Source organism: Micromonospora sp. CA-244673 (assembly GCF_050948395.1).
In the GTDB taxonomy this organism is placed as follows: Bacteria; Actinomycetota; Actinomycetes; order Mycobacteriales; family Micromonosporaceae; genus Micromonospora.
Genome location: NZ_CP192019.1, coordinates 6,044,183 through 6,071,182 on the forward strand (window position 1 = coordinate 6,044,183; position 27,000 = coordinate 6,071,182).

27 protein-coding genes are annotated in these 27,000 nt (G+C 72.3%); 9 read left to right on the plus strand and 18 right to left on the minus strand.

Translation table 11 applies throughout. The features are described from left to right. Positions 1 to 60 precede the first annotated feature (60 nt). From ACQP12_RS27690 to ACQP12_RS27715, 6 genes are all read right to left on the minus strand, one after another. On the minus strand, positions 61 to 393 hold the full coding sequence (locus ACQP12_RS27690) for a hypothetical protein (protein WP_357941362.1): 333 nt from the start codon (positions 391 to 393) through the stop codon (positions 61 to 63). A gap of 63 nt (positions 394 to 456) precedes the next feature. Beyond that, complete coding sequence (locus tag ACQP12_RS27695) at positions 457 to 1,506, minus strand: hypothetical protein (RefSeq protein ID WP_433283163.1); 1,050 nt, start codon at positions 1,504 to 1,506, stop codon at positions 457 to 459. Then, complete coding sequence (locus ACQP12_RS27700; RefSeq protein ID WP_313718476.1) at positions 1,503 to 1,997, minus strand: SigE family RNA polymerase sigma factor; 495 nt, start codon at positions 1,995 to 1,997, stop codon at positions 1,503 to 1,505. The genes ACQP12_RS27695 and ACQP12_RS27700 overlap by 4 nt, the downstream gene beginning before the upstream one ends. A 41-nt stretch (positions 1,998 to 2,038) precedes the next feature. Further along, on the minus strand, positions 2,039 to 3,829 hold the full coding sequence (locus ACQP12_RS27705; RefSeq protein WP_433283165.1) for a 3-hydroxyacyl-CoA dehydrogenase family protein: 1,791 nt from the start codon (positions 3,827 to 3,829) through the stop codon (positions 2,039 to 2,041). Between the two features lie 123 nt (positions 3,830 to 3,952). Further along, the gene (locus ACQP12_RS27710) at positions 3,953 to 5,017 is read right to left on the minus strand and encodes an alpha/beta fold hydrolase (protein ID WP_433283167.1); all 1,065 of its coding nucleotides are present in this window, start codon (positions 5,015 to 5,017) and stop codon (positions 3,953 to 3,955) included. An 86-nt stretch (positions 5,018 to 5,103) separates the two neighbouring features. Beyond that, positions 5,104 to 5,562 (minus strand): FHA domain-containing protein, encoded by a 459-nt coding sequence (locus ACQP12_RS27715; protein ID WP_357941370.1) that lies wholly within the window; start codon positions 5,560 to 5,562, stop codon positions 5,104 to 5,106. Between the two features lie 297 nt (positions 5,563 to 5,859). Here ACQP12_RS27715 and ACQP12_RS27720 point away from each other — a divergent pair, with 297 nt between their 5' ends. Then, positions 5,860 to 7,362, plus strand: coding sequence for an aldehyde dehydrogenase family protein (locus ACQP12_RS27720; protein ID WP_357941372.1), 1,503 nt, complete (start codon positions 5,860 to 5,862; stop codon positions 7,360 to 7,362). Between the two features lie 14 nt (positions 7,363 to 7,376). On the opposite strand, the gene nucS is transcribed toward ACQP12_RS27720, so the two are convergent. Next, positions 7,377 to 8,036, minus strand: coding sequence for an endonuclease NucS (gene nucS / locus ACQP12_RS27725; RefSeq protein WP_091269785.1), 660 nt, complete (start codon positions 8,034 to 8,036; stop codon positions 7,377 to 7,379). Positions 8,037 to 8,107: 71 nt separating this feature from the next. Between nucS and ACQP12_RS27730 the strand changes: the two genes are divergently transcribed. Continuing rightward, positions 8,108 to 8,725, plus strand: a complete 618-nt coding sequence (locus ACQP12_RS27730; RefSeq protein ID WP_433283171.1) for a DUF4126 domain-containing protein — start codon at positions 8,108 to 8,110, stop codon at positions 8,723 to 8,725. Between the two features lie 184 nt (positions 8,726 to 8,909). On the opposite strand, the gene ACQP12_RS27735 is transcribed toward ACQP12_RS27730, so the two are convergent. Then, positions 8,910 to 9,458 (minus strand): hypothetical protein, encoded by a 549-nt coding sequence (locus ACQP12_RS27735; RefSeq protein ID WP_433283173.1) that lies wholly within the window; start codon positions 9,456 to 9,458, stop codon positions 8,910 to 8,912. A gap of 607 nt (positions 9,459 to 10,065) precedes the next feature. On the opposite strand from ACQP12_RS27735, the gene ACQP12_RS27740 reads away from it, so the two are divergent. Then, positions 10,066 to 10,362: a DUF1540 domain-containing protein gene (locus ACQP12_RS27740; protein WP_357950833.1), complete on the plus strand. Its 297-nt coding sequence runs from the start codon at positions 10,066 to 10,068 to the stop codon at positions 10,360 to 10,362. An 88-nt stretch (positions 10,363 to 10,450) separates the two neighbouring features. Here ACQP12_RS27740 and ACQP12_RS27745 read toward each other — a convergent pair whose 3' ends face one another. After that, the gene (locus tag ACQP12_RS27745; protein WP_433283175.1) at positions 10,451 to 12,457 is read right to left on the minus strand and encodes a protein meaA; all 2,007 of its coding nucleotides are present in this window, start codon (positions 12,455 to 12,457) and stop codon (positions 10,451 to 10,453) included. A 151-nt stretch (positions 12,458 to 12,608) separates the two neighbouring features. Here ACQP12_RS27745 and ACQP12_RS27750 point away from each other — a divergent pair, with 151 nt between their 5' ends. Then, on the plus strand, positions 12,609 to 13,454 hold the full coding sequence (locus tag ACQP12_RS27750) for an ABC transporter ATP-binding protein (protein ID WP_433283177.1): 846 nt from the start codon (positions 12,609 to 12,611) through the stop codon (positions 13,452 to 13,454). After that, positions 13,454 to 14,299 carry an ABC transporter permease gene (locus tag ACQP12_RS27755; protein ID WP_357950841.1) on the plus strand — a complete coding sequence of 282 codons (846 nt, stop codon included), beginning with the start codon at positions 13,454 to 13,456 and terminating at the stop codon, positions 14,297 to 14,299. The genes ACQP12_RS27750 and ACQP12_RS27755 overlap by 1 nt, the downstream gene beginning before the upstream one ends. Here ACQP12_RS27755 and ACQP12_RS27760 read toward each other — a convergent pair whose 3' ends face one another. After that, positions 14,300 to 15,253 (minus strand): ArsR/SmtB family transcription factor, encoded by a 954-nt coding sequence (locus ACQP12_RS27760; RefSeq protein WP_433283179.1) that lies wholly within the window; start codon positions 15,251 to 15,253, stop codon positions 14,300 to 14,302. Between the two features lie 58 nt (positions 15,254 to 15,311). On the opposite strand from ACQP12_RS27760, the gene ACQP12_RS27765 reads away from it, so the two are divergent. Both ACQP12_RS27765 and ACQP12_RS27770 read left to right on the plus strand, forming a co-directional pair. Beyond that, positions 15,312 to 16,553 carry an MFS transporter gene (locus ACQP12_RS27765; RefSeq protein ID WP_433283180.1) on the plus strand — a complete coding sequence of 414 codons (1,242 nt, stop codon included), beginning with the start codon at positions 15,312 to 15,314 and terminating at the stop codon, positions 16,551 to 16,553. 46 nt (positions 16,554 to 16,599) lie between these two features. Beyond that, on the plus strand, positions 16,600 to 17,412 hold the full coding sequence (locus tag ACQP12_RS27770; protein WP_433283181.1) for an alpha/beta hydrolase: 813 nt from the start codon (positions 16,600 to 16,602) through the stop codon (positions 17,410 to 17,412). 40 nt (positions 17,413 to 17,452) lie between these two features. Here the strand turns inward: ACQP12_RS27770 and ACQP12_RS27775 are convergent, their stop codons facing one another. Both ACQP12_RS27775 and murA read right to left on the minus strand, forming a co-directional pair. Next, positions 17,453 to 18,301: a 3-hydroxyacyl-CoA dehydrogenase family protein gene (locus ACQP12_RS27775; RefSeq protein ID WP_357950852.1), complete on the minus strand. Its 849-nt coding sequence runs from the start codon at positions 18,299 to 18,301 to the stop codon at positions 17,453 to 17,455. Between the two features lie 78 nt (positions 18,302 to 18,379). Then, entirely contained in the window at positions 18,380 to 19,819 is a 1,440-nt protein-coding gene (murA, locus tag ACQP12_RS27780; RefSeq protein WP_357950855.1) for a UDP-N-acetylglucosamine 1-carboxyvinyltransferase, read from the minus strand. On the opposite strand from murA, the gene ACQP12_RS27785 reads away from it, so the two are divergent. Both ACQP12_RS27785 and ACQP12_RS27790 read left to right on the plus strand, forming a co-directional pair. Then, positions 19,818 to 20,390 (plus strand): cob(I)yrinic acid a,c-diamide adenosyltransferase, encoded by a 573-nt coding sequence (locus ACQP12_RS27785; protein ID WP_433283183.1) that lies wholly within the window; start codon positions 19,818 to 19,820, stop codon positions 20,388 to 20,390. The genes murA and ACQP12_RS27785 overlap by 2 nt on opposite strands. Beyond that, on the plus strand, positions 20,366 to 20,785 hold the full coding sequence (locus tag ACQP12_RS27790; protein WP_357950861.1) for a VOC family protein: 420 nt from the start codon (positions 20,366 to 20,368) through the stop codon (positions 20,783 to 20,785). Before ACQP12_RS27785 ends, ACQP12_RS27790 begins: the two co-directional genes overlap by 25 nt. Before the next feature lie 160 nt (positions 20,786 to 20,945). Here the strand turns inward: ACQP12_RS27790 and ACQP12_RS27795 are convergent, their stop codons facing one another. The 6 genes from ACQP12_RS27795 to ACQP12_RS27820 form a co-directional block, all read right to left on the minus strand. Continuing rightward, positions 20,946 to 21,521 carry a hypothetical protein gene (locus ACQP12_RS27795; protein ID WP_433283184.1) on the minus strand — a complete coding sequence of 192 codons (576 nt, stop codon included), beginning with the start codon at positions 21,519 to 21,521 and terminating at the stop codon, positions 20,946 to 20,948. An 872-nt stretch (positions 21,522 to 22,393) separates the two neighbouring features. Further along, positions 22,394 to 22,849 (minus strand): DUF2550 domain-containing protein, encoded by a 456-nt coding sequence (locus tag ACQP12_RS27800; RefSeq protein WP_357950866.1) that lies wholly within the window; start codon positions 22,847 to 22,849, stop codon positions 22,394 to 22,396. Positions 22,850 to 22,861: 12 nt separating this feature from the next. After that, a complete protein-coding gene (locus ACQP12_RS27805) occupies positions 22,862 to 23,140 on the minus strand; it encodes a F0F1 ATP synthase subunit epsilon (protein WP_091318756.1) in 279 nt (92 codons plus the stop codon). A 136-nt stretch (positions 23,141 to 23,276) separates the two neighbouring features. Next, positions 23,277 to 24,419, minus strand: coding sequence for an LCP family protein (locus ACQP12_RS27810; RefSeq protein ID WP_433283185.1), 1,143 nt, complete (start codon positions 24,417 to 24,419; stop codon positions 23,277 to 23,279). Positions 24,420 to 24,634: 215 nt separating this feature from the next. Then, on the minus strand, positions 24,635 to 26,071 hold the full coding sequence (gene atpD, locus ACQP12_RS27815) for a F0F1 ATP synthase subunit beta (protein ID WP_357950872.1): 1,437 nt from the start codon (positions 26,069 to 26,071) through the stop codon (positions 24,635 to 24,637). Then, a complete protein-coding gene (locus ACQP12_RS27820) occupies positions 26,071 to 27,000 on the minus strand; it encodes a F0F1 ATP synthase subunit gamma (protein ID WP_357950875.1) in 930 nt (309 codons plus the stop codon). The genes atpD and ACQP12_RS27820 overlap by 1 nt, the downstream gene beginning before the upstream one ends.

A 27,000-nucleotide genomic window follows, 5' to 3' on the forward strand; every position in this document is an offset into this window, starting at 1 on the left:
AGTCTCCCGCGCGGCCGTCCCCGCCGCCCGCCGGGGCGCAAACAGGGTGATCCAGATCGCTCAGCCGTGCCGGGGGGCGCCCCGGCCGCGCTGGAGGTTCGGTCCGCGCCGGTCCCGGGCCCGCCAGCAGCCGCTGTGCCAGTGCCGGCGGTCGGTCAGGTCACCCCGGTCGTCGGCCGGCCAGGCCACCACGTGCGCCACGCCGGGGCGGATCTCCTGGTCACAGCCGGGGCAGCGGTACGTCTTCACCGACGCCCCGCCGGTGATCCCCCGCACCTGCCAGTCGCCGTCGCGCCACTGCTGGACGGTCGGCACGCCCTGGCGCGCCCGCTCGGCGTCCAGGTGGGCGGTCTCGTCCCGGCGGGGACGGTTGCGACGGGGGCTCACGGTCACCAAGCGTACGGTCCGCCGGCCGGAGCGCCCCGGGTCGGGCGGCTCCGGCCGGCGGTCGCCCGGTCACGGCCAGGTCTGCAGGCGGGTCGGGTCCTCCGCCAGCCGCGCCCCGCCCAGCAGCGCGCCCGCGTCCGCCTCGGTGAAGCCCTGGCCCGGCCAGCCGAAGGTGGCTGTCAGCTCCACCTTGGGGATGCCGACCAGGTCGATGGTCCAGCCGTTCGGCGCCACGTACGCCGGCCGGCCACCGACCGTCCGGTTCGACTTGTTGCTCGTGCCGGCCTGCACGGCGTACCGGTACCAGACCGCCATGTGCTGCTCCTCGTTCCCCCGCACGCTGAGCTGCGCGGTGATCAGCTCCGGGTACGAGGAGAGGTCGACCTGGCACGAGTTGATCGTGGCGCCCGCCGGCAGCGCGTCGAGCCGCACCGGCGCGGCGCACCGGCGGGCCTCGTCCCAGCGCAGCGCGGCAAGATACCGGGGGAGCGCGATCGCGTCGCCACCCAGCATGCTCGCGCGGGCGAAGAGGCCGGCCGCCGGCTGCCACCAGGTCACGAACCCGAAGTTGCCGTTGCCCGCCGCCACCCGCTGGATCGAGCCGTCGAAGGCGGCCGGCCGCGGCACACCCTCCTGGAACGCCTCGATCCCGAGGTTACGGAAGGTCGTCTCGGAACGGGCCACCTCGACCAGGACCCGCCGTCCTCCGGCGGCCTCGAACCGGATCGACTCGACCTGGCCGGCGTCGACCCCCCAGCCCAGGTACCGGGCCCGCGCCGGGTCGACGCCGAAGTGCAGCACCCGCGGGTCGGTGCCGACCCGGGCCGGGTCCGCGGCCGCCCCGGGCACCCCGTCGGCCCGGGGTGGCACCGGCGCAGGAGCGGTCGGGGTCGCGGCCGTCCACGGCAGCCGGCCGGTCAGCCGGCCGACGTCGGAGGCGTTCACGCCGGCGAAGGCGACCACGCCGACCAGCGCGAGCGCGGTGCCGGCGGTGACCCGGCGGCGCACCTGCCGGCGCCGGCCGAGGGCCCGGGAGGCCCGCAGCAGGCGATGCGTGTCGGTCTCCCCCTCGGCGCGCTCGCGCAGCACGTCGGAGATTCGCTGGTCGAGGTCGGTCACTGCCGGCTCCCCTTCGTCGTCGGGGCGCCGCAGCGCTCCCGGAGCTGGGCGAGCGCCCGCATCGCGTGGGTGCGGACGGTGACCGGCGAGCAGTCGAGGATCTGGGCGATCGTGGCGTCGTCCAGGTCCTCGTAGTAGCGCAGCACCAGCACGGCGCGCTGGCGGTCCGGGAGGGCGCGGATCAGCCGCCACATCTCGTCCCGGTCGGCCGCCTCGCCGCCGAGGTCACCGCGCTCGGGCCGCTCGGCGAAGGTGTCGACGGCCAGCTCCCGGCTGGACCGCCGGCGCCACCACGAGCTGTTCGCGTTGACCAGCATCCGCCGCACGTACACGTCGGGCCGGTCGGCCCGGGCGATCTTCCGCCAGTGCACGTACGCGCGGGCCAGCACGTCCTGGGTCAGGTCCTCGGCGCGGTGCGCGTCCCCGGTCAGCAGCCGGGCCAGGCGCAACAGGGCCGGGCCGCGGCTGCCGACGTACTCCTCGAAGGTCACGCCCTGAAGACGCCGTCACCGGCCCCGGTTGTTGACCCGGATCAGCGCTTGGTGTGGTCGCGGAAACCGCGGCCGCTCTTGCGGCCCAGGTAGCCGGCGGTGACCAGGTGCTCCAGCAGCGGCGCGGGGGCGAAGCCCGGCTCCCGCAGCTCCAGGTAGAGCTCCCGCTGGATGGCCAGCGAGACGTCCAGGCCGACCACGTCGAGCAGCTCGAACGGGCCCATCGGGTAGCCGCAGCCGAGCTTCATGGCGTAGTCGATGTCGTCGGCGGTCGAGTAGCTGGCCTCCAGCATCTTCACCGCGTCGTTCAGGTACGGGAAGAGCAGCGCGTTGACGATGAAGCCGGACCGGTCGCCGCAGACCACGCCGGTCTTGCCCAGCCCCGCGCAGACCGCCCGGCCCGTGGCGGCGGTCTCCGCCGAGGTGCGGATGGTCTGCACGATCTCCACCAGCGGCATGATCGGCGCCGGGTTGAAGAAGTGCAGGCCGATCACGTCGGCCGGCCGCTGGGTGGCCATCGCCACGTCGATCACCGGCAGCGAGGAGGTGGTGGTGGCCAGCACGACGCCCGGCTTGCAGATCTCGTCGAGGCTGGCGAAGAGGGCCTTCTTGACGCTCAGCTCCTCGACGACCGCCTCGACCACCAGGTCGACGTCGGCCAGGTGGTCCAGGGTGGCCGACCAGGTGACCCGGCCCAGGGCGGCGTCCCGGTCGTCCTCGCTCAGCTTGCCCCGCACCACGCCCTTGTTCAGCGAGGTCTTGACCGCCTCGCACACCTTGGCGGACTTCTCCGCGCCCCGGGTCACCGAGATGACCTCGTAGCCGGCCTTGGCGAAGACCTCGATGATGCCGGTGGCCATGGTCCCGGAGCCGACCACGCCGACCTTGGCGATCGCCCGGGCGCCGTCGGCGAGCGCGGCGCCCGTGCTCACCGGGGTGTGCTCGTCGGGTACGACAACCGGGGAGCCCGGCCGCTCGTAGGTGTAGAAGCCGCGGCCGGACTTCCGGCCCAGCAGGCCGGCCGTGACCATCTGCTTGATCAGCGGCACCGGGGCGTGCCGGCGGTCGCGGCCGCCGCGCCGGTACATGGTGTCCAGGATCTCGTACGCGGTGTCGAGGCCGATCAGGTCCATCAGCGCCAGCGGGCCCATGGGCAGGCCGCAGCCGAGCTTCATGGCGGCGTCGATGTCCTCGCGGGTGGCGTACCGGGACTCGAACATGCCGACCGCGTGGTTCAGGTAGCCGAACAGCAGCGCGTTGGCGATGAAACCGGCGCGGTCGCTGATCGTGACGTCGACCTTGCCGAGCCGCGCGCAGAGCGCCTCCACGTCGGCCACCACGTCGGCGGAGGTGACCACGGTGCGGACCACCTCGACCAGCTTCATGACCGGCGCCGGGTTGAAGAAGTGGATGCCGATGACCTGGTTCGGCCGGGTGGTGGCGACGGAGATCTCGGTGACGCTCAGGGAGGAGGTGTTGGTGGCCAGGATCGCCTCGGGCCGGCAGACCCGGTCCAGCTCGGCGAAGATCCGCTGCTTCAGGTCCAGGTGCTCGGGCACCGCCTCGATCACCAGGTCCACCGAGTGCAGGGCGTCCAGCCCGACCTGCCAGTCGATCCGGGCCAGCAGCGCGTCCCGGTCGGCCTCGGCGAGCTTGCCCTTGGCCACGGCACGGTCGGTGGAGCCGGTGAGGGTGGCCCGGCCGCGCTCCAGGGCGGCCGCGGAGATCTCGACGGCCACCACGTCGATGCCGTTGCGGGCGAACACCTCGACGATGCCGGCACCCATGGTGCCCAGACCCACCACACCCACACTGGTGAACTCGCGCGCCACGACCGGCCTCCCTGGTTGACTCCGCCGTCGCCGACATGAACGGCGGCTAAGGTTATGCGCCGGAGTCTGCCATGTGACGCTGCGTTGTCGAGACGCCGTGGGATATTTCACGCACCGCGTCGCTCAGACCCCGGAGGGCACCTCCGCGAGCGCCAGCAGCTCGGCGACGAACTCGGCCGGCCGCTCCAGGTGCGGGCTGTGCCCGCAGCCGGGCAGCACCACCTCCCGGTACGTCCCGCCGGCCGCCGCGTACCGGTCGAGCACCGCCCGGGTCTGGCCGATCATCGGCTGCGGCGGGCAGTCCGCCGCCCCCGGCCAGCCGGGCACCACCCCGAGCGACCCCAGGTACGCCAGGTCGAACAGCGAGGTGTCCGAGACGATCACGTCGGCGTCGCCGCGTACCCACGTCACCGGCCGCTTGGTCCCGACGGCGACCAGCTCCTCGGCGAGCCGGAAGTGCGCGGGCGCCAGGGCGTTGAGCACGCCCCGCTCCCCCGCCGCCACGCCCGGCCAGTGCGCCGAGGCGACCGCCGTGCCGGGGTAGTTGTCCTCGCCGGTGGCGGTGGTCAGCATGCTCTCCAGCAGCAGCTCCTCGTCACCACCGAGCGACGCCGGATCGGCCACGTACGCCGAGCGCAGCACGTTGCGGGGGCTGGTCGGGCCGTCGGCCCCCCGGTCGCGGGCGGCCAGCCGCGCCACGAAGTCGGGGTTCGCGGTGCCCGCGCCGGTGCCGGCGAAGTCCGGCGTCGTGGGGGTGCCGTCGAGGTCCCGGGTCCCACCGAAGCCGTACGGGGAGACCGGCGCTTCCAGCAGCAGCCCGGCCACCCGGTCCGGGTGGTCGACCAGCAGCCGCATCGCCACCCCACCGCCGAGCGAGTGCCCGACCACCACCGGCCGGGCGCCCGGGGCGAACAGGCCGGGGGCGTCGAGCAGGGCGGCCACGTCGTCGGCGAAGTCACCGAGGCCCCGGGTGGCGTCGACCGGGGCGGTGTCGGTGTCGCCGTATCCGCGCAGGTCGGGGGCGACCACCCGGAGCGTCTCCGGCAGCCGGGGCAGCAGTGGCTCCCAGAAGGCGGCGGACGACACGTTGCCGTGCACCAGCAGCACCGGCACCCCGTCGGGCGGACCGGCCACCCGGACCGCCTGGACGATGCCGTTGGCCCGGACCGTGTGTCGCTCGCTTCCCATCCGCGCATGCTGGCACGGCCGCCCGCGACCGGTCCATGTGGGCCACCACCATCCGGAGGCGGCGGCCGGTGTGGCCGAACGCCGGGTCAGCGGTGCGCGTCGACCGCCAGCGGCAGCGTGCCACGCGACTCGACCGGCGCCCGCGGCGTCGGCGGGACCGGCAACGGCAGGGTGGGCCGCTGGTCGCGGCGCGGCTGCCCGAAGCTCATCCCGACCGGGTCGGTCCGGGCCACGCCCGGATCGAAGAAGCGCAGGTCGGTGCGGCCGACCCGGATCACGTCGCCGTCGGTGAGCGGCACGCTGCCGACGATCCGCTGGTCGTTGAGCCAGGTGCCGTTGGTGGAGCCCAGATCGGTGAGCACCACCCCGTCGGAGGTGGCCTGCACCGTGGCGTGCCGCCGGCTCAGGTGCGGGTCCGCCAGCACGATGTCGGCGCTCGGCGCCCGGCCGACCAGCTGTGGATCCCGGCCGACCCGGAAGCTCAGCCCCCGCATCGCCCCACCCGACACCGTCAACAGCGGCATCAGTTCCGGATGCTCCTCCATGGACAGTCGACCTCCACCCCACCGTCGCTCCGCGGCGTCAGCCTGCCACCTCACGGTAATCGCTCCCACCACCGCGTGGTCACCCCCGGGACCCCGGGCGGCCATCTCCTGTTCAACGTTTCGGCGGGCGCCGCCGGTTCAACCGGCGGCACGTTCCGTCGATCCCACCGGGCCCGCGGCACCGCCGACCTGGGCGGAGTCCGTGGAGCCCGCCGGGCCCGCGGCACCGCCGACCTGGGCAGAGTACGGGCCGCGCGGGACCTACCGGTGAGTAACGCTCGGGTCTAGACTTCGGCCATGACGGCTGTGCGTGTCCCCGGGACCCCGCTCATCGAGGACGGTCGACTGGTGTCGACGAGCCCGGCGACCGGCGAGGAGGCTGGACGGCTCCCGGTGGCGACCGAGGCCGACGTGCGCGCCGCCGTGGATCGGGCCCGCGCCGCCGCCGACTGGTGGGCCGGGCTGGGCTTCGCCGGCCGGCGCGACCGGCTGCTGCGCTGGCGCGGCGTGCTCGCCCGCCGGATGGAGGAGCTGGCCGACCTGGTGCACACCGAGGGCGGCAAGCCGGTCGGCGACGCCGTGGTGGAGATCCTCACCGCCCTGGAGCACATCGACTGGGCCGCCCGCAACGCCCGCCGGGTGCTCGGGCCGCGCCGGATGCGCTCCCGGCTGATCCTCGCCGAGTTCACCGCCCACCTGGAATACCAGCCCTACGGGGTGGTCGGCGTGATCGGCCCGTGGAACTACCCGGTCTTCACCCCGATCGGCTCCGCCGCCTACGCCCTCGCCGCCGGCAACGCCGTGGTGTTCAAGCCGAGCGAGTACACCCCGGCCGTCGGGCAGTGGCTCGTGGACCGGTTCGCCGAGGTGGTGCCGGAGCAGCCGGTCCTCCAGGCCGTGCACGGGCTCGGCGACGTCGGCGCGGCCCTGTGCCGCTCGGGGGTGGCGAAGCTGGCCTTCACCGGCTCCACGGCCACCGCGAAGAAGGTGATGGCCGCCTGCGCCGAGACGCTCACCCCGGTGCTGCTGGAGGCCGGCGGCAAGGATGCCATGATCGTGGACGCCGACGCCGACCTGGACGCCGCCGCCGAGGCGTGCGTCTGGGGCGCGCTGACCAACGCCGGGCAGACCTGCATCGGCATCGAGCGCGTCTACGCGGTCGACCAGGTCTTCGACGCCTTCGTCGACAAGGTGGTGACGAAGGCCGGCCGGCTCACCGTCGGCCCGGACGGCGCCGACATCGGGCCGATCACCATGCCCTCCCAGGTCGACGTCATCCGCCGGCACATCGACGACGCGGTGGCCCGCGGCGGCCGGCCGGTGCTCGGCGGCCCCGAGGCGGTCCAGCCGCCGTACGTGCACCCGACCGTGCTCGTGGACGTGCCGGAGGACTCGACCGCGGTGCGCGAGGAGACCTTCGGGCCGACGCTGACCGTCAACCGGGTCCGCGACGTGGACGAGGCCGTCGACCGGGCCAACGCCCTGTCGTACGGCCTCGGGGGTTCGGTCTTCGGCCGCAAGCGCGCCGTTGCGGTCGCGCGGCGGCTGCGTTCCGGGATGGCCGCGGTCAACTCGACGCTGACCTTCGCCGGCATGTCCACGCTGCCGTTCGGTGGCGTCGGCGACTCCGGCTTCGGCCGGATCCACGGCGAGGACGGGCTCCGCGAGTTCGGGCGGGCCAAGTCGATCACCCGCCGCCGGGCCCGGTCGCTGCTGCCGTCGATGACCTTCGAACGCACCCCCGCCGACGTCGCCCGCCTCGTCAAGGCCGCCAAGCTGATGTACGGCCGGGGCCGCTGACCGGCCCGGCCGACTCAGAACAGGGTCAGCTCGTCGCGCTCGATGCCGCGCAGCTTGTCGTAGTCGACCACCACGCACCGGATGCCCCGGTCGGTGGCGAGCACCCGCGCCTGCGGCTTGATCTCCTGCGCGGCGAACACCCCGGCGACCGGGGCGAGCAGCGGGTCACGGTTCATCAGTTCGAGGTAGCGGGTGAGCTGCTCCACGCCGTCGATCTCGCCGCGCCGCTTCACCTCGACCGCGACCGCGCCCTGGTTGGCGTCCCGGCAGAGCAGGTCGACCGGGCCGATCGCGGTCATGTACTCCCGCCGCACCAGCGTGAAGCCCTCGCCGAGGGTCTCCGGGTTGGCGGCGAGCAACTCCTGCAGGTGCGCCTCGACGCCGTCCTTGCGCAGGCCCGGGTCGACACCCAGCTCGTACGAGGTGTCCTGGAAGATCTCCTCCAGGGTGATGCGCAGCTCCTCGCCGGCCTTGTTGACCACCCGCCACACGCCGGGAGCCTCCTCAAGCCGGCACGGCGGGCTCATCCAGTTCAACGGCTTGTACGCCCGGTCGTCGGCGTGGATGGACACCGAGCCGTCCGCCTTCACCATGAGCAACCGGGTGGCCAGCGGCAGGTGCGCCGAGAGCCGTCCGACATAGTCCACCGAGCACTTCGCAATCACCAACCGCACCCGACGAGGGTAGCGGAGCACCCGGCGGTCGCCGACGAGCGCCACTGGCGTACCGGTGCGATATTGAGATCGTGCTCGAAGTCCTCACCGGTTCCGGGCTCGCCGCATCGGCGGGCCTGAACGCCTACATCCCCCTTCTGCTCATGGGTCTGCTCGCGCGCTACACCGACCTCATGGAGCTGCCGAGCGGCTGGCAGTGGCTGGGCAACGGCTGGGTCCTGCTGATCCTCGCGGTGCTGCTCGCCGTCGAGATGGTGGCCGACAAGGTGCCGGTGGTCGACCACGTCAACGACGTGGTGCAGACGGTGGTCCGGCCGACCGCCGGCGGCCTGGCCTTCGGCGCCGGCTCCAGCTCGGAGACGGTGACGGTCAGCGACCCGGACACCTTCTTCTCCTCGCACCAGTGGGTGCCGGTGGTGGTCGGCGTGCTCCTCGCGCTCGGCGTGCACCTGCTCAAGTCGGCGGCCCGCCCGGTCATCAACGCGACCACCGCCGGCTTCGGCGCCCCGGTGGCAAGCACCGCCGAGGACGCGACCAGCGCCGTCATGTCGGTGGTGGCGATCCTGCTGCCGGTGCTCGTGCTGGTGTTCCTGGTCGGGTTCGTGGCCTTCCTGTTCTGGTTCCTGCGGCGGCGTCGTTCGCGGCGTCGCGAACGCCAGGCTGCTCGGGCTGCGGGGTTCCGGGTCTGAGTTGGTAGCGGTCGAGGCTGGGGCGAGGGTGACCGGCTCCGGGCGGTCAGGCTTGCTCCCTGCGCCGGCCACCCTTCGCCCCCAGCCCGTCGTGGTCCTTCGCCATCCGTCCGTCGCGGCTTTCCCTGGGTACGCCGCTGGCCGGCACCCCGTTGTTCGGGGTGCCGGCCAGCAATTACTTGGCTCAGCTGTTCCAGTTGTGGGCGACGATGTCGGTGGCCTGCTGCTCCCACTGCGCGTACGCGTCGGGGTAGGCCGAGACCTGCACGGTCTGGGCGGCGTCGGTCAGGGGCATCTTGTCCCAGCCGTCGACCTGCTTGAGGCCCTTGAGGAAGGACAGGGTGGAGTACTCGGGGTTGGTGATCTGCTCCGGCGTGCCCCAACCCGAGCTCGGGCGCTGCTGGAACAGGCCCAGCGAGTCGTGGTCGTTGGCGTCGCCGAGGTGCCCGAGGTTCTCCAGCTTCGACTCCTGCAGGCTCGTGGCGATCGAGATCACCGCGGCCCGCTCGGGCAGTCCGGCCTTCTTCGTCGCGGCGATGATCGCCTTGGCGTTGGCCAGCTGCTCACCGTTGAGGTCAATCTTCGACTGGGCGCCCTGCACGCTCACCGCGGCCGGCTTGGTGCCCTGCACGGGGGCAGCGTCGGCGTGGGCGGCGACCGGACCGGCGAAGATCCCACCGGTGAAGGCCAGACCAGCAATACCCAGCACGCTCTTACGGAAGATCGTGTTCATGGGGGTAGCTCCATTCGGGGGTTGGCGCACACGCGGGCCGATGGGGGTCGGCAAGGGGTGGTGTGCGCAAGCACCGTCAGGCGCTCAAAGGGGAAAGTCTTGGGGGATCACCCGGCGCGCGGGGCGGGGCCTCTTCGTCGCGCCGGGACCATGTACAACGACCTGCGGTCCACCGTCATTCCCGGGCGGGCAGTCCCGCCTCGGCGGGCTGTCACGCGGGGGCGGGGCTGTCACGCGGCCCGGTCACTCCGGTCGGGCGGGGCGTGGTCCTCGGTCGTTCACCCGGATACAACGACCCCCACCCGCCGGCCATTCCGCCGCCGGGATGCCGCCGGTCACCCCGCGAAACGGACACCCCGCCCAGACGCGGACGGTCGGTGGAACCGTATGGAGGTATCCGGGCGCGGGAGACCTACATGAGGTTCCACTCAGCGGTCGCGGCCACGCGCGAACCGGACAGACGCCCCAGACCTCAGACGGGTCCCCCTGGTCGGGCCGCGGTCATCTTGGCGGGGCACCCGACTGCATGACCCGGAGCCGGATCCTGGGGTGCAGACCCGGACGAACACCTACGTTCGGGGCAGACGTCCAGAGGAGGGCCGGAGAGATGACCGCGTCGATGGAGATGCCCCGGGTCGAGGAATGCGCCGTCAGGTCCTGCGCCTACAACCACACCAACGACTGCCATGCGTTCGCCATCACGATCGGCAGCAGCGACCACGCGCACTGCCACACGTTCATCGAGCTGCCGGTGCGTGGCGGCGGCGAGCAGCTGATCGCCCAGGTCGGCGCCTGCCAGCGCGCGGACTGCCGGCACAACTCCGACCTGGAGTGTCACGCCCCGGCGATCACCGTCGGGCCCGAGATGGACATGGCCGACTGCCGGACCTACGCGAGCCGCTGACCGGGTCGGACCGGCCGGCGGAGGGCTGACCGAACCCGCGAACCCGGCCGGACCCGACCGACCCCCGGAACGGCGGGACCGACGGGCCTCAGGACAGGCCGTTGGACTCGCGGATCACCGTGACCAGGTCGTCGATGATGCCGGTCAGCGCGAAGTCCTTCGGGGTGAAGACGCGGGCCACCCCGGCGGCCCGGAGCGCGTCCGCGTCGCCCGCCGGGATGATGCCGCCGACCACCACGGGCAGGTCGGCCCGTCCGGCGGCGCGCAGCCCGTCCAGCACGGCCGGCACGGCGGCCAGGTGCGATCCGGAGAGCACCGAGAGGCCGACCAGGTCGACGTCCTCCTCAACGGCGGCCGCCACGATCTGCCCGGCGGTCAGCCGGATGCCCTGGTAGACGACCTCGAAGCCGGCGTCGCGGGCGCGTACCGCGATCTGTTCGGCGCCGTTGGAGTGCCCGTCCAGGCCGGGCTTGCCGACGAGCAGCCGCAGCCGGCCGCTCCCCAGTTCGCGGGCGGTGGCGGCGACCCGCTCCCGGACCGTGACCAGGCCGGCGTCCCCGCCGGCACCGGCCGCACCGGACAGTCCGGTCGGCGCCCGGTACTCGCCGAAGACCTGGCGCAGCGCGCCGGCCCACTCGCCGGTGGTCACGCCGGCCCGCACACACTCCAGCGTGGCCGCCATCAGGTTCGTGGTGGTCGCGGCGTCCGCGCGCAGCCGGTCGAGTGCCGCGTCCACGGCCGCCGCGTCCCGGTCGGCCCGCCACTCGCGTACGGCGGTGGTGGCGGCCGCCTCGACGGCGGGGTCGACCTGCTCGATCGCCTCGGCGCCGGCCGCGGTCAGCGGCGACGGCTCGGTCTCGGTGAACCGGTTGACGCCGACCACCACGTCGGTGCCGGCCTCCATCCGCCGGCGCCGGTCGGCCAGCGAGGCGACCAGGGCGCTCTTCAGGTAGCCGGTCTCGACGGCGGCCACCACGCCGCCCATCTCCAGCACCTTCTCCAGTTCGACCCGGGCCCCGGTGACGATGTCGTCGACCAGCGCGGTCATCACGTGCGAGCCCTCGAACAGGTCGGGATATTCCAGCAGGTCCGACTCGTACGCCAGCACCTGCTGCATGCGCAGCGACCACTGCTGGTCCCAGGGGCGGGGCAGGCCGAGCGCCTCGTTCCAGGCGGGCAGCTGCACGGCGCGGGCGCGGGCGTCGCGGGACAGGGTGACGCCGAGCATCTCCAGCACGATGCGCTGGATGTTGTTCTCCGGCTGCGCCTCGGTGAGGCCCAGCGAGTTGACCTGGACGCCGTACCGGAAGCGGCGCTGCTTCGGGTTCTCCACGCCGTACCGGTCGCGGGTGATCTCGTCCCAGAGCGCGCCGAACGCGCGCATCTTGGCGATCTCCTCGACGAAGCGCACGCCGGCGTTGACGAAGAAGGAGATCCGCTGGACGACGTCGCCCATCCGCTCGGCGGGCACCTGGCCGGAGTCGCGCACCGCGTCGAGCACGGCGACGGCGGTGGCCAGGGCGAAGCCGACCTCCTGGACGGGCGTCGCGCCGGCCTCCTGGAGGTGGTACGAGCAGATGTTCACCGGGTTCCACTTCGGCATCTCGCGCAGGGTGTACGCGATGACGTCGGCGGTGAGCCGCAGCGACGCCGCCGGCGGGAAGATGTGCGTCCCCCGGGACAGGTACTCCTTGATGATGTCGTTCTGCGTGGTGCCGGCGCAGCGGGCCAGCTCGGCGCCCTGCTCGGTGGCGACCGTGCCGTAGAGGCCGAGCAGCCACATGGCCGGGGCGTTGATGGTCATCGAGGTGTTCATCTCGGCCAGCGGGATGCCCTCGAAGAGGGCCCGCATGTCGCCGAGGTGCGCCACCGGCACGCCCACCCGGCCCACCTCGCCGGCGGCCAGCTCGTGGTCCGGGTCGTAGCCCGTCTGGGTGGGCAGGTCGAAGGCGACCGAGAGCCCGGTCTGCCCCTTCGCCAGGTTGCGGCGGAAGAGCGCGTTGGTGGCCGCGGCGGAGGAGTGCCCGGCGTAGGTGCGCATCACCCAGGGCCGGTCGCGCTCCGGCAACCGCCCCGAAGGAGCCTTCTCGTCCATGGCCGGAGTTTAAGTTACCGTTCAGTAAAACGGGCTGTGGAAAACCACACAGGTCCATGGAGCGGACCGACGGGCACGAGCGGCGCGACATGGGCGACACCACCACACCCCGGGCCGCCGCCCGGCCCGCCGGAGTCGCACACTGGACGTCATGGATGACGAGCTCGCGATCTCCGTACGGAGGCTGCGCAAGGCGTACGGCGACAACCTCGCGGTGGCGGAGGTGGACCTCGACGTCCACCGCGGCGAGGTGTTCGCCCTGCTCGGCCCGAACGGCGCGGGCAAGACCACCACGGTGGAGATCCTGGAGGGCTACCGGCGACGCGACGCCGGCGAGGTGCGGGTGCTCGGCGCCGACCCGGCCCACCCCGACGCCGACTGGCGGTCCCGCGTCGGCATCGTGCTCCAGGGCACCGGCGAGTTCGACGAGCTGACCGTCGGCGAGGTGGTCCGGCACTTCGCCGGCTTCTACCCGGCCGCCGACGACCCGGAGAAGGTGATCGAGCGGGTCGGGCTGGGCGCCAAGGCCAGGGCGCGCACCCACACCCTCTCCGGCGGGCAGAAGCGCCGGCTCGACGTGGCCCTGGGCATCGTGGGCCGCCCCGAGCTGCTCTTCCTCGACGAGCCCACCACCGGCTTCGACCCGGAGGCCCGGCGCGAGTTCTGGGAGCTGATCCGCGACCTCTCCGCCGCCGGCACGACGATCGTGCTCACCACCCACTACCTGGACGAGGCCGAGGCCCTCGCCGACCGGGTCGGCGTGATCGCCGCCGGCCGGGTGGTCGAGGTGGCCCCGCCGAACCGGCTGGGCAACCGCCAGGAGTCGCTGGCGACGGTCTCCTGGCGTACCCCGGATGGGACGCCGGAGACGGCGGAGACCGCGACGCCGACGGCGCTGGTGGCGGAGCTGGCCGCGCGTTTCGGCGGCGAGGTCCCCGGCCTCACCGTGACCCGGCCGACCCTCGAAGACGTCTACCTGCGGATGATCGGACACTGATGACGACCACGACGAAGCCGGCGGCCCCGGTCGCCGCCGCCGAAGGCCGCCGGCCGGGCGGGGGCGCGCTCGCCCTGCGGCAGGGCCGGTTGGAGATCACCCAGTTCCTGCGCTCCCGGGAGTCCGTCGTCTTCACGATGGGCTTCCCGATCATCATGATCCTGATCTTCGCGGCGATCTTCAACGACGAGATCGCGCCGGGCGTCAGCTACACGCAGTACTTCATCACCGGCATGATCGCGACCGGCCTGATGACGGTGAGCTTCCAGAACCTCGGCATCTGGATCCCGATCGAGCGGGACCGCGGGGTGCTGAAGCGCTACCGGGGCACGCCGATGCCGAAGTGGGTCTGGTTCGCCGGCAAGGTGCTCATGGTGGTGGCCATCGGCATCGCGGAGACCGCGCTGCTGCTCGCCGTGTCGGTCGCGCTGTTCGACCTGACCCTGCCGGACACCGTCGGCCGGTGGGTCACCTTCGGGTGGGTCGCCGTCCTCGGCGTCACCGCCTGCACCCTGTGCGGCATCGCCATCTCCTCGCTGGCGCGCACCGCGCGCAGCGGCTCGGCCGTGGTCACCCCGGTGGCCCTGGTCCTCCAGTTCATCTCCGGGGTGTTCTTCGTCTTCACCAGCCTGCCGAGCTGGATGCAGCAGGTCGCCGCGCTGTTCCCCCTCAAGTGGATGTGCCAGGGGCTGCGGTCGGTCTTCCTGCCGGACAGCTTCGGGGCGCAGGAACCGGGGGGCTCGTTCGAGCTGGGCCGCGTCGCCCTGGTCCTCGGGCTCTGGTGCGTGATCGGCCTGGTGCTCTGCCTGACCACCTTCCGCTGGACCACCAAGCGCGACGGCTGATCACCCGCCGGCGACGAGCGCGGCGCCGAGCGACGTACGCCAGTAGAGCACCTCGCGCCCGGACCGCCGTTTGCTGACCGCGCCCGCGTCGAGCAGCACCCGCAGGTGGTCGCTCACCGTGCCGAGGGACAGCCCGGTCACCACCACGAGCTGCGAGGTGCTCAGTGGCGCGTCGAGTCGGGCCAGGATGTCGGCCCGGTTCGCGCCGACCAGCCGGGCAAGACCGTCGGGCGCCGGTGAGGTGGGGTCGACGAGGATCCCACGCGCCGGATAGACCATCCCGAACCGGGTCGGCATGTCCCACACCACCCAGCCGCGGCGGCAGTGGGCCGGCAGGAACACCAGTTGCTCGGCCTCCTGCAGCGACACCGGCGGCTCCGCGTAGTCGTTGACCTGGAGGCGACCGTCACCCAGCCACCGCACGTTGCGGTTGATGTCGGCCAGCGCCCCGGCCCAGCCGTGGGTGCTCAGGGCGGCGGTGCGGGCCACGATGTCCGCCCGCAGCCGGCGTTCCCGCTCCGGCCACTCCGGTGCGACGGTGTGCGTCCAGACCCAGTCGAGGAGGTCCACCGCCTGCCCGGTGAGCCCGTCCGCCAGCAGCTCGGCCGCGAGCGGCCCCGGGCGGGTGGCACGCAGGTCGGCCCGGATCCGCTCGTCGGACAACCCCTCGACGGCCGCCAGCTCCGCCGCGAACGTCGGGTCCGCCGAGGCGGGCGCGATGGTGAGGAAGTCCGCGATCCACCGGAGGTTGAACGACGCCGACACCAACGCCCGGGCCACCGGCCGGGCGGCCAGCATCTGCCGGAAGGCGTCGACGTGCGGTCGTCGCCAGGCCTGCTCCCACGGGACATGCGGGAAGAGGAGCGCCTTCAGCGCCCCGACCGTGTCGGCCATCGGCGAGACCGTGAACCGGCTCCGCGCGACCAGATCGGGTGGCACCTGCCAGACGCCCACGTTTCGCCTCCAGACGTAACTCTATGGGATCCGCCGCGGGCCTACGGACCATGCCGGGGTGAGAACCTACGCAGAACTGTTCGCGGTCCGCGAGTTCCGCAACCTGTTCCTGGCGAACTGCGCCGGGATCGCGGCGCACACGACGTCGGCCCTGGCCCTGGGCGCGTTGACCTACGCGGCGACCGGCTCGGCCCTGCTCACCGCGCTGAGCATGTTCGGCGCACCGCTGGCGGGGGTCCTCGGCAGTCTGACGTTGCTGTCCGCCGCCGACAGCGTGCCGCCCCGTCGAGCGTTGACCCTCGCCGCCCTGCTGGCCACCGCCGGAGCGGCGCTGCAGGCCGTGCCCGGGCTGCCGCTGTGGGCCCGCTTCACGATCATCTTCGTCAACGCGTACGTCGGCTCGGTCGCCGGTGGCGCCCGGTGGGCGCTGCTCACCGACATCGTGCCGGTCAACGCCTACGTGCTGGCCCGGGCCACGATGAACACCAGCGTCGGAGTCATGCAGATCGCCGGATTCGGGCTGGCCGGCGTCCTGCTCGTCTGGCTGAGCCCGTACCAGGTGTTCCTGCTCGCCCTGGCCCTGCGGGCGGTCTCCGCGGCGGTGGGCTGGTTCGGGCTCACCGAGCGTCCCGCGCGGGCCGCCGGGCGGGTGACGGTCGCCCGCACCCACCTCGTCAACCGGACCCTCTGGGCCGACCCCGGTCGCCGGTCGCTTCTCCTCAACCTCTGGGTGCCCGGCGGCCTGATCGTCGGTTGCGAAGCACTGTTCGTCCCGTACGCGGGCGACCGCGCCGGCTTCCTGCTCGCCGCCGCCGCCCTCGGCATGCTGATCGGGGACGTGGTGGTGGGACGGTTCCTGACGCCGGCCCGCCGCGAGCGGTGGGTCCACCCGCTGCGGCTGCTGCTCGCCGTTCCGTACCTGGCCATCCTGCTGTCGCCTCCGCTGCCGGTGGCCATGGCCGTCGCGCTGATCGCGTCGGTCGGCTACGCCGCCACACTGCCGTTGCAGGAGCGGCTGATCGCCCACTCGCCGCCCGAGGCCCGTGGCCAGGTGCTCGGCCTGCACGGCAACGGCATGCTGGCCGCGCAGGCGGTGTGCGCCGCGCTCGCGGGGGCGATCGCGGACCTGGTCGCGCCGTCTCGCGCCGTCGCGCTGGTGGCCGCCGCGGCGTTGGCCGCCACCCTCGTGCTCACCCCCGGCCTGCGCCGGACCGCACCCCGACCCGCTCCGCCGCCCGGCGCGGGCGGTGGCGACTCCGGCGAGCCGACCAGGTCGGGGCGGGCCACGACGGCCCGGTGAACGACGACCGCCCCGGTGGCCATCCGCAGATGGCACACTCGCCGGCATGGCGCACATCCTGACCCGGCGCACGCTGCTGGGGGCCGCCGCCGGCGTGGCCGGAGCCGCGGTGGTCGGCGGGCTCACCGCCCGGCAACTCACCGAGCCGCGGCCCGGGCCGGGGCCCGCCGTGCCGGACGCGCCGGCCGGGGACGAGCGGCTGATCCGGATCGCCTCCGGGGCCCGCGGCCGCGAGGTGGACTTCTGGACGGCCGTGCCCGAGGGGTACGGCGACGGTCGCGGCCTCCCCGTCTGCCTGGTGCTGCACGGCGCCTCGGCCACACCGCGGGACTACGGCCGGTTCGGGCTGGCGCGGTTCCTCACCGACGCGGTACGCCGCGGCGCCCCGCCCTTCGCGCTGGCCGGGGCCACCGGCGGCCGGCTCTCCTGGCGCCGCTCCGGCGAGGACGACCCGCAGCGGATGGTCCGCGAGGAGCTGCCCACCTGGTGCGCCCGGCGCGGCTTCGACAGCAGCCGGCTCGCCGCCTGGGGCTGGTCCATGGGCGGGTTCGGGGCGCTGCTGCTCGCCGAGGCGTACCCGGACTGGCTGCGCGCGGTGGCCGCCTTCTCCCCCGCGGTCCGCCCGGGCGACGCGGTCATCACCGGCGTGGACCGGCTGCGCGGCACGCCCGTCGGCCTCTGGTGCGGCCGGCAGGACAACTTCCTCAAGGACGTCCGCGCGCTGGCCCGGGCGCTGCCCGAACCCCCGGTACGCGCCGCCTGGGCCGACGGCCGGCACAACTTCGCCTACTGGGGCACCGTCATCCCGGACGCGTTCGCCCTGCTCGGCGCGGCCCTCACCCCACCCCGGAAGACGTGACGCCCCCGACCGGGAGGCCGGGGGCGTCAGGTCGTACGGGTCAGTAGCTGTAGAAGCCCTGGCCGGTCTTGCGGCCCAGGTCACCCGCGGTGGCCATGCGCTGGAGCAGCTCCGGCGGGAAGAACTTCTCGTCGGCGGTGTCGGTGTAGATGTTCTTGCTGGCGTTGAGCAGCACGTCCACGCCGGTCAGGTCGACCGTGGCCAGCGGGCCCATGGCGTGGCCGAAGCCCAGCTTGCAGGCCGTGTCCAGGTCCTCGGCGGAGATCACGCCGGACTCGACAAGCTTGACCGCCTCCATGGCGAGGGCGCAGATCAGCCGGGTGGTGACGAAGCCGGCGATGTCCCGGTTGACCACCACGACGGTCTTGCCGATCTCCTCGGCGAAGGCCTTGGCCGTGGCCAGGGCCGCGTCGCTGGTCTTGTAGCCGCGGACCAGCTCGCAGAGCTTCATCATGGGCACCGGCGAGAAGAAGTGGGTGCCGACGACCGACTCCGGGCGCTCGGTGGCGGTGGCGATCTGGGTGACGGGGATGGCCGAGGTGTTGGTGGCCAGCACCGCGTCGGACTTGCAGATCTTGTCCAGCGCGCGGAACACCTCGTGCTTGATCTCGATCTTCTCGAAGACGGCCTCGACGACGATGTCCGCGTCGGCCGCCGCCTCCAGCTCGGTGGTCGGGGTGATCCGGGCCAGGGTCGCCTCGACCTCGGACGCCTCGATCTTGCCCTTCTCGGCGAACTTCTCCAGCGACTTCCGGATGCCGTCGACGCCCCGCCTGGTGGCCGCCTCGTCCAGGTCGCGCAGCGTCACCTGCCAGCCCGCCTGCGCCGCCACCTGGGCGATGCCCGAGCCCATCAACCCGGCACCGACGACCGCGAGTCGACCCGCCATCTGCTTCTCCCTCGCTGCGAATGAGTGTCTGCGAGCACCCTAGTCAACGAGGCTGAACGGCTGTTAAGGGTAGGCCCCTCAGATGGCGAGGTCGGGCTCCTCGGGGGCGGTGCCGCGCTCCACCTCGACGCCGAGCGCCCGCAGGTCGGCCACGAAGTCAGGGTAGCCACGGTCGACGTGGTGCACGTGCGAGACCTCGGTGATCCCGTCGGCGCACAGCCCGGCGATGATCAGGCCGGCGCCGGCACGGATGTCGGTGGCGCGTACCGGGGCGCCGGAGAGGCGCTCGTGACCGCACACCAGGGCGTGGTGGCCGTCGGTCCTGATGTCCGCGCCGAGCCGCATCATCTCGTTGGCGAACATGAACCGGCCGTCGAAGATGTTCTCCGTGATCAGCGAGCCCCCGTCGCTGACCGCGGCCAGCCCGATCGCCATCGGGAGCAGGTCGGTGGCGAAGCCCGGAAAGGGCAGGGTGACCACGTCGACGGCCTTCGGCCGGTCGTCCATGCGTACCCGGAAGGCGCCGCCCCGGGTCTCCACCAGGCCGCCGGCCGAGACCAGCTTGTCCAGCGCGACCTCCAGGTACGCCGGGTCGACACCGGTCACGGTCACGTCGCCGCGGGTCATCGCGGCCGCGAACGCCCACGTTCCGGCGACGATCCGGTCCCCCACCGTGGCGTGCCGCACCGGGCGCAGCTCGGGCACCCCGACGATGTGCAGGGTCGACGTGCCGGCCCCTTCGATCCGGGCACCCATCCGGTTCAACATCGTGCAGATGTCGACGATCTCCGGCTCCCGCGCCGCGTTGTCGATCGTCGTGGTGCCCCGGGCCAGCACCGCCGCCATCACCAGGTTCTCGGTGGCGCCGACGCTCGGGAAGTCCAGCAGGATGTCCGCGCCGTGCAGCCCGTCCGGGGCCTCGGCGATGACGAAGCCGTGCTCGCCGGAGATCTCCGCACCCATCCGGGACAGACCGGCGATGTGCATGTCCAGGCCGCGCGACCCGATGGCGTCCCCGCCGGGGTGGGCCACCCGCACGTAACCCCGGCGGGCCAGCAGCGGCCCGAGCACGCAGATCGAGGCGCGCAGCCGGCGGACCAGGTCGTAGTCGGCCTCCGCACCCGGTTGCTCCGGCACGTCGATCACCACCGACCGGGACCGTTCCACGCCACCGCGGGCCACCATCGGATCGACCGGGTCGTCGGCGGCGAAGCGTACGGCGCAGCCGAGCCGGCGCAGCACCTCGCCCATGATGGCGATGTCGGTGATCCGCGGGACGTTGGTGATCACGCTACGCCCCGGGGCGAGCAGCGCCGCCGCCATCAGCTTCAACGCGGAGTTCTTCGCCCCGACCACGTGCACGGTTCCGGCCAGCCGGGCCTCACCGAACACCCGGATGACGTCGACGTCGTTGACCGCCGGGTCGCCGGCGTCGCCCGGCCCCACTCCGGCGGGCCAGGCGGTGCGGGCCGGCCGCGCCGGGATGGTCAGGTCCGGGATCCGTAGGCTGTGCGTCATGGCCGTCCACCTCACGCGCATCTACACCAAGGCCGGCGACGCCGGCATGACCAGGCTGAGCAACAACGAGCAGGTGCCGAAGACCGATCCGCGGATCGCCGCGTACGCGGACGTGGACGAGTGCAACGCCGCGATCGGCGTCGCGCTCGCCCTGGGGCAGCTCACCGACGAACTGCGGGCGGTGCTGGAGTCGATCCAGAACGACATGTTCGACGTCGGCGCGGACCTGGCGACCCCCGTGGAGCCGGACCCGAAGTACCCGCCGCTGCGGGTCACCGAGGAGTACGTGGAGCGCCTCGAGGGCTGGTGCGACGAGTACAACGCGCGCCTGAGCAAGCTCGACTCCTTCATCCTCCCCGGCGGCACCGCTGGCGCGGCGCTGCTGCACGTGGCACGGACGACCGCCCGGCGCGCCGAGCGTGCGGCGTGGGCGCTTGTCGCACACGACCCGGACCGGACCAGCACGCTCCCGGCAAAGTATCTCAACCGGCTCTCCGATCTGCTCTTTATCCTGTCAAGAACGGCAAATCCGGACGGGGATGTGCTATGGGTGCCGGGCGGCAAGCGCTGACCGTCGGCGCGCTGCACCACGTGGAGGTGTGGGTACCCGATCTCGCCGCTGCCAGGCGTAGTTGGGGCTGGCTCCTCGGCGAGCTGGGCTGGACGCCATACCAGGACTGGCCGGCCGGCCGGTCCTGGCGACTCGGCCCGACCTACCTGGTCCTGGAGGAGTCCCCGGCGCTCACCGGACGCACGCACGACCGGCGCGCGCCGGGCCTCAACCACCTGGCCTTCCACGCCGGCCCGCCGGCCGCCGTGGACCGGCTGGTCGCCGCCGCGCCGGGGCACGGGTGGGAGCTGCTGTTCCCAGACCGCCACCCGCACGCCGGCGGCCCGCAGACCTACGCCGCCTACCTGTCCGACACCCAGGGGTACGAGGTCGAACTGGTCGCCGACCCCGACTGACCGCGTCCCGGGCGGTCCGGGGCACGATCCGCGTGCTTCGCGGCCGGCCGTCCTCCGGATCTTGGCGAGTTTCCGTTCGCTGCTGACGGCAACTCGCCAAGATCCGGAGACGCCGCTGGCCGGCACCCCGTTGTCGGGGTGCCGGCCAGCGGTTGTTGGCTCAGCTGTTCCAGTTGTGGGCGACGATGTCGGCGGCCTGCTGCTCCCACTGCGCGTACGCGTCCGGGTAGGCCGACACCTGCACGGTCTGCGCGGCCTCGGTCAGCGGCATGTCCTGCCAGCCGTCGACCTGCTTCAGACCCTTCTCGAACGCCAGGGTCGAGTACTCGGGGTCGGTGATCTGCTCCGGCGTACCCCAACCACTGGACGGGCGCTGCTGGAACAGGCCCAGCGAGTCGTGATCGTTGGCGTCGCCGAGGTGGCCGAGGTTCTCCAGCTTCGACTCCTGCAGGCTGGTGGCGATCGAGATGACCGCGGCCCGCTCCGGCAGTCCGGCCTTCTTCGTGGCGGCGATGATCGCCTTGGCGTTGGCCAGCTGCTCGTCGTTGAGGTCGATCTTCGACTGGGCGCCCTGCACACCGTGCGGGATCAGCTTGTCACCCTGCACCGCCACGGCGGCCGGCTTGCCCTCGACCGCACGGGCATCGGCGTGCGCGGCGACCGGACCGGCGAAGATCCCACCGGTGAAGGCCAGACCAGCAATACCCAGCACACTCTTACGGAAGATCGTGTTCATGGGGGTAGCTCCATTCGGGGGTTGGCGCACACGCCAACGGGGGGGTCGGCTCAGCTGTGCGCAAGCACCGTCAGGCGCTCAAGAAAGTCTTAGGGGGATCATCCAGCGGACGGGGCGAAGCCTCTTCGTCGCGCCGGGACCATGTACAACGACCGGCCGACCACCGTCATTCCCGGCCGGGCAGTCCCGCCTCGGCGGGCTGTAACGCGGGGCCGAGCTGTCACGCAGGCCGGTCACCCCGTCGGGCGGGGCGTGGTCCTCGGTCGTCCACCCGGATACAACGACCCCCACCCGCCGGCCATTCCACCGCCGCGATGCCGCCGGTCACCGCGCGAAACGGACACCCCGCCCAGACGCGGACGGTCGGTGGAACGGTATGGAGGTATCCGGGCCCCGGAGACATACATGGAGTTCCACTCACCGCCCCAGACAAGGCACGAACCGGACATCCACCCCAGTCCGAGGCCGCCACGTGGCGCCTACCAACGTGATGACGTGAACGGATCGGTCTCGTCAAACCGGTCTCCTCGCCGGCGCCTGTCGACCTGACGTCGAGAACGACTGAACGGCGAGCGGGCCCGGGCCGGGGATCGCCAACCCGGCCACCGTCCCACCGGCCCGCCCCTCCCTGCGCTGCGGCCACGAAAGCAACACCGCCGCTCTGCAGCCACGGACGCAACACCCCCGCAGCGCCAGCGCTGCGTGGAGGGCTGCAGAGCAAAGGCGGTCGTGGAGGGCCGCAGAGCAAAGGCGGTCCTGGGAGGGCTGCGGAGCAGAGGGGTCGTGGAGCACCTACCCCTCATCGACCCGCCGACGGCCACCCACGACGAACGCCGCCGGGCTCAGCCCGGGCAGGAGTGGGGGCGGGCGGGTCAGGCGGCGGGCCAGTCCTGAGAGGCCAGACGTGGCGAGGCCGCCCCGGGTGGGGCGGCCTCGAGCCAGGAGAGGAATCCGGTGACGGTGGATCGTGCCATGGCGATCTCGACCGGGGCGTGGTTGCTGGTGCAGCGCACGATCACCCAGTCGGCCGGCATGGAGAGCCGCTCCTGGCCCTCCGGCAGCCGGCGCCGCTCCACCGCGAGGGTCTTACGGGAGAGCACCCGCTTGGGACGCAGCGCGAAGCTGAACATGCGGTACCAGCGGAGTTCGTCGCCGACGAAACGGCCGAAGCCGGGTGACCAGCCTCGGCCGTCGAGAATCGTGGAGACCCGGACGCTGAGCCGGATGATGCCCCCGCTGCGGGTGAACAGGGCCCGCCGGATGAAGAGGATCAGAAGCGCCACGAAGATGACCGCGACGCCGATTCCGATCCCTTCCACGATCTCCATCGGCGGGTCTGCTCAGCGGGCCGGAGTGGCCGGGGTGGCGCTCTCGGCGAGGACGGTCACGCCCTCACCGGACACCGACAGGAAACCGCCGGCCACGTCGTACGCGAGCTGCTCGCCGCCGGCCTGCTTGATGCGTACCTGGCTGGGCTCCGCGAGCTGGCCGAGCAGGGGTGCGTGCCCCGGCAGCACACCCAGCTCACCTTCGGTCGTGCGGGCGACGACCATCTCGGCCTCGCCGGACCAGACCTTCTCCTCGACGGCTACGAGCTCGACGTGAAGCTGCTGTGCCACGCTGTCTCCTTGCTGCGGCGGCGGATTGCCGAAAGTCTAGTCGCGCCCCCGGAGCCCACCCAACGCGGGTGGCGAGAGCTGCGCCACGGTCACGCCAACCGGCCCCGGCACCCGCCGGGGCCCGTTGGCGCTCACGCTACTTGCTCTTCTGCTTGAAGTCGGGGTGCTCCAGCAGGAACGCGTCGACCTGCTCGTTGCGCAGGGCCGCGAAGAAGTCCTCGGCGGGCGGCAGCAGGCGCTCACCCTGGTATCCCCGGCTGGTCTCGACCGGGCCGCCGGGCAGCTTGACCGTCTCGATCGAGTCGGCCCGGATGCCCTTGAGGGCGAGGGCGAAGTCGACGACGCTGTTGCCCCGGCCGTTGAAAACCAGTGACTGGCCGGCCGCGCGGAGCACCCGGTCCAGCTTCACCGGGTTGGTCACCACGTCGGCGCTGAACGCCTGGCTCACCATGGCCTTGACGAACTGCTGCTGGTGCCGCTGCCGGCCGTAGTCGGCGTCCGGCACACCGTTGCGCGGGTAGCGCTGCCGGACGTAGTCCAGCGCCTGCCAGCCCTTGAGGTGGGCGTTGCCCTTCTTGTATTCGGCCTGCGGACCCAGGTAGCTTCCACCGCCCGGCTTGAGCCGGCGCGGTGTGCCGTCCGGCTGCAGGTGCTCGGACGTGACGTCCCGCTCGATGTACATGTCGACGCCGCCCATGGCGTCGACGATCTTCTTGAAGCCGGTGAAGTTGATGATCGCCCCGGCGTCGAAGCGCTCGATCCCGGTGACCTGCTGCACGGTGTTGGCGAGCAGCTCGAAGCCCTGCGCCGCGCTCGGGTTCTGCCCGGCCACCACGCTGCCGTGCGACATGGCGGCGTTGATCCGGTCGGTGCCGCCGGCGTAGTCGGCCTTGGTGAATTCGGGGATCTCCACCCGCAGGTCGCGCGGGAGCGAGAAGAGGTAGCCCCGGTCCAGGCCGGCCGGCACGTGCAGGACCATGATCGAGTCGGCGAGCGGGCGGGCCTTCGGGTTGCGGGGGTCGACACCCACCAGCAGGATGTTCAGCGGGCCCTTGATGTCGCTCTTCTTCTCCTTGGCGCCGGCCGCCTGGTCGCCGAAGAGGTCGCCCTTGCCGACCGCGCCCTCGTAGCGGGCGACCAGCGCGTGGTAGCCCACCAGCACGGAGCCGCTGAGCACCATCATGACGACGCCGAGGATGGTGCAGACCCGCGCCCATCGCGGCACGCCGCGCCACCGGGACCGCTTGCCGCGGTCCGTGCCGGCCTCACCCACGAGCATCTCCCATCGTCACGCCCACGACTGGTAGACGGGCGAGCGGATCCGTTTCGTTGCAGAGATCGACGCCCAGGATGTGAACGCCGTGTCACGAACGGTACCGCGCGGTACGGCGAACCGCCTGTCCGCGAACCGGGCATCTGGTAACGAGGGGCCCGAACAGGCAGAGGCCGCCCCGACGCGAGTCGGGGCGGCCTCTGTGGAGTGTGAGCGGGCTCTCAGCCCTCCATCAGCTCCTTGGCCTTCTTCTCGAGGTCCTCAAGACCGCCGCACATGAAGAACGCCTGCTCGGGGAAGTGATCGTACTCGCCCTCGCTGATCTTCCGGAACGCCTCGATGGTCTCCTTGATCGGGACCGTCGAGCCCGGCACGCCGGTGAACTGCTCGGCGGCGTAGGTGTTCTGCGAGAGGAAGCGCTCGATCCGGCGGGCCCGGCCCACCGTGACCTTGTCCTCCTCGGAGAGCTCCTCGATACCGAGGATGGCGATGATGTCCTGCAGGTCCTTGTAGCGCTGCAGGATCCGCTTCACCTCGGTGGCGACCTGGAAGTGCTCGGCGCCGACGAACTCCGGGGCGAGGATCCGGGACGAGGACGCCAGCGGGTCCACGGCCGGGTAGATGCCCTTGTCGGAGATCGACCGCTCCAGGTTGGTGGTCGCGTCCAGGTGGGCGAACGTGGTGGCCGGCGCCGGGTCGGTGTAGTCGTCGGCGGGCACGTAGATCGCCTGCATCGAGGTGATGGCCTGGCCCCGGACGGAGGTGATCCGCTCCTGGAGCTCGCCCATCTCGTCGGCCAGGGTCGGCTGGTAACCCACGGCGCTCGGCATACGGCCGAGCAGCGTGGAGACCTCGGAACCGGCCTGGGTGAAGCGGAAGATGTTGTCGATGAAGAGCAGCACCTCCTGCTTCTTCACGTCGCGGAAGTACTCCGCCATGGTCAGCGCGGAGAGGGCGACCCGCAGCCGGGTGCCCGGCGGCTCGTCCATCTGGCCGTAGACCAGCGCGGTCTTGTCGATGACGCCGGACTCGGTCATCTCGGCGATGAGGTCGTTGCCCTCACGGGTGCGCTCACCCACGCCGGCGAAGACCGAGGTACCACCGAAGTTACGGGCCACTCGGGTGATCATCTCCTGGATGAGCACCGTCTTGCCCACGCCCGCGCCACCGAACAGGCCGATCTTGCCACCCTTGACGTACGGGGCGAGCAGGTCGATGACCTTGATGCCGGTCTCCAGCATCTCGGTCTTCGGCTCCAGGTCGGCGAAGGCCGGGGCCTTGCGGTGGATGCCCCACCGGTCGTCGGCCTGGATCGTCTCACCCTCGGTGAGGTTGAGGCACTCGCCGATCGCGTTGAACACGTGACCCTTGACGGCGTCGCCCACCGGCACGGTGATCGGCGAGCCGGAGTCGCGCACCTCCGCGCCGCGGACCAGGCCGTCCGTCGGCTGCATCGAGATGGCGCGGACCATGTTGTCACCCAGGTGCTGGGCGACCTCCAGGGTCAGCGTCTTCTCACCGCCGGACAGGCTCACGTCGACGTTCAGGGCGTTGAACAGGGCCGGCATGGCGTCGCGCGGGAACTCGGCGTCGACGACCGGGCCGATGACCCGGACCACGCGACCCGTGGCCGTCTTGGTCTCTACTGGGGCAGTCATCACACTTCACTTCCCGACGCGGCAAGCGCGTTCGCGCCGCCGACGATCTCGCTGATCTCCTGGGTGATCCCGGCCTGGCGGGCCGTGTTCATCTCACGCGTGTACTTCTCGATCATCTCTTCGGCGTTGTCGGTGGCGCTCTTCATCGCCCGCCGCCGGGCCGCCGACTCGCTCGCCGCCGACTCGATCAACGCCGCGTAGATCCGCGTGTTGATGTACTTCGGCAGCAGCGCGTCGAGCAGCGCCTCCGCCTCCGGCTCGAACTCGTAGGCCGGCAGCAGGCCCTCGGACCGCGGCCGGTCCTCGACCTGCATCGGGCCGATGATCTTCGCGACCGGCGTCTGGGTCATCAGGGAGTGGAACTCGGTGTAGACGATGTGCAACTCGTCGATGCCGAGCACCCCGTCCGCCCCGGCGCCGCCGTCGACGTCGTCCGCTCCGGCCGTGAACGCCTTGATCAGCGTCTCGCCCACCTCGCGGGCGTCGGTGAACGACGGCTGCTCGGAGAAGCCCGTCCAGCTCGCCGCGATCTCCCGGTTGCGGAACCGGTAGAACGTGACGCCCTTGCGCCCGATGACGTAGAGCACCGGCTCCTTGCCATCGGCCCGCAGCCGGGCGATCAGCGACTCGGCGGTCCTGATCGCGTTGGAGCTGTAGCCGCCGGCCAGGCCCCGGTCACTCGTGACCAGCAGGACCCCCGCCCGCCGCACCCGCTCACGCGGGGTGAGCAGCGGGTGGTCGATCCGCGCGTTCGAGGCCAGCGCCGTGAGCACGCCGGTGATGGCCTTGGCGTACGGCAGCGAAGCCTCCACCCGGGCCTGGGCCTTGGCGATGCGGCTCGTCGCGACGAGCTCCATCGCCTTGGTGATCTTCTTCATCGACTTCGCCGAGCGGATCCGTTGACGAAGAACGCGTACCTGGGCGGCCAT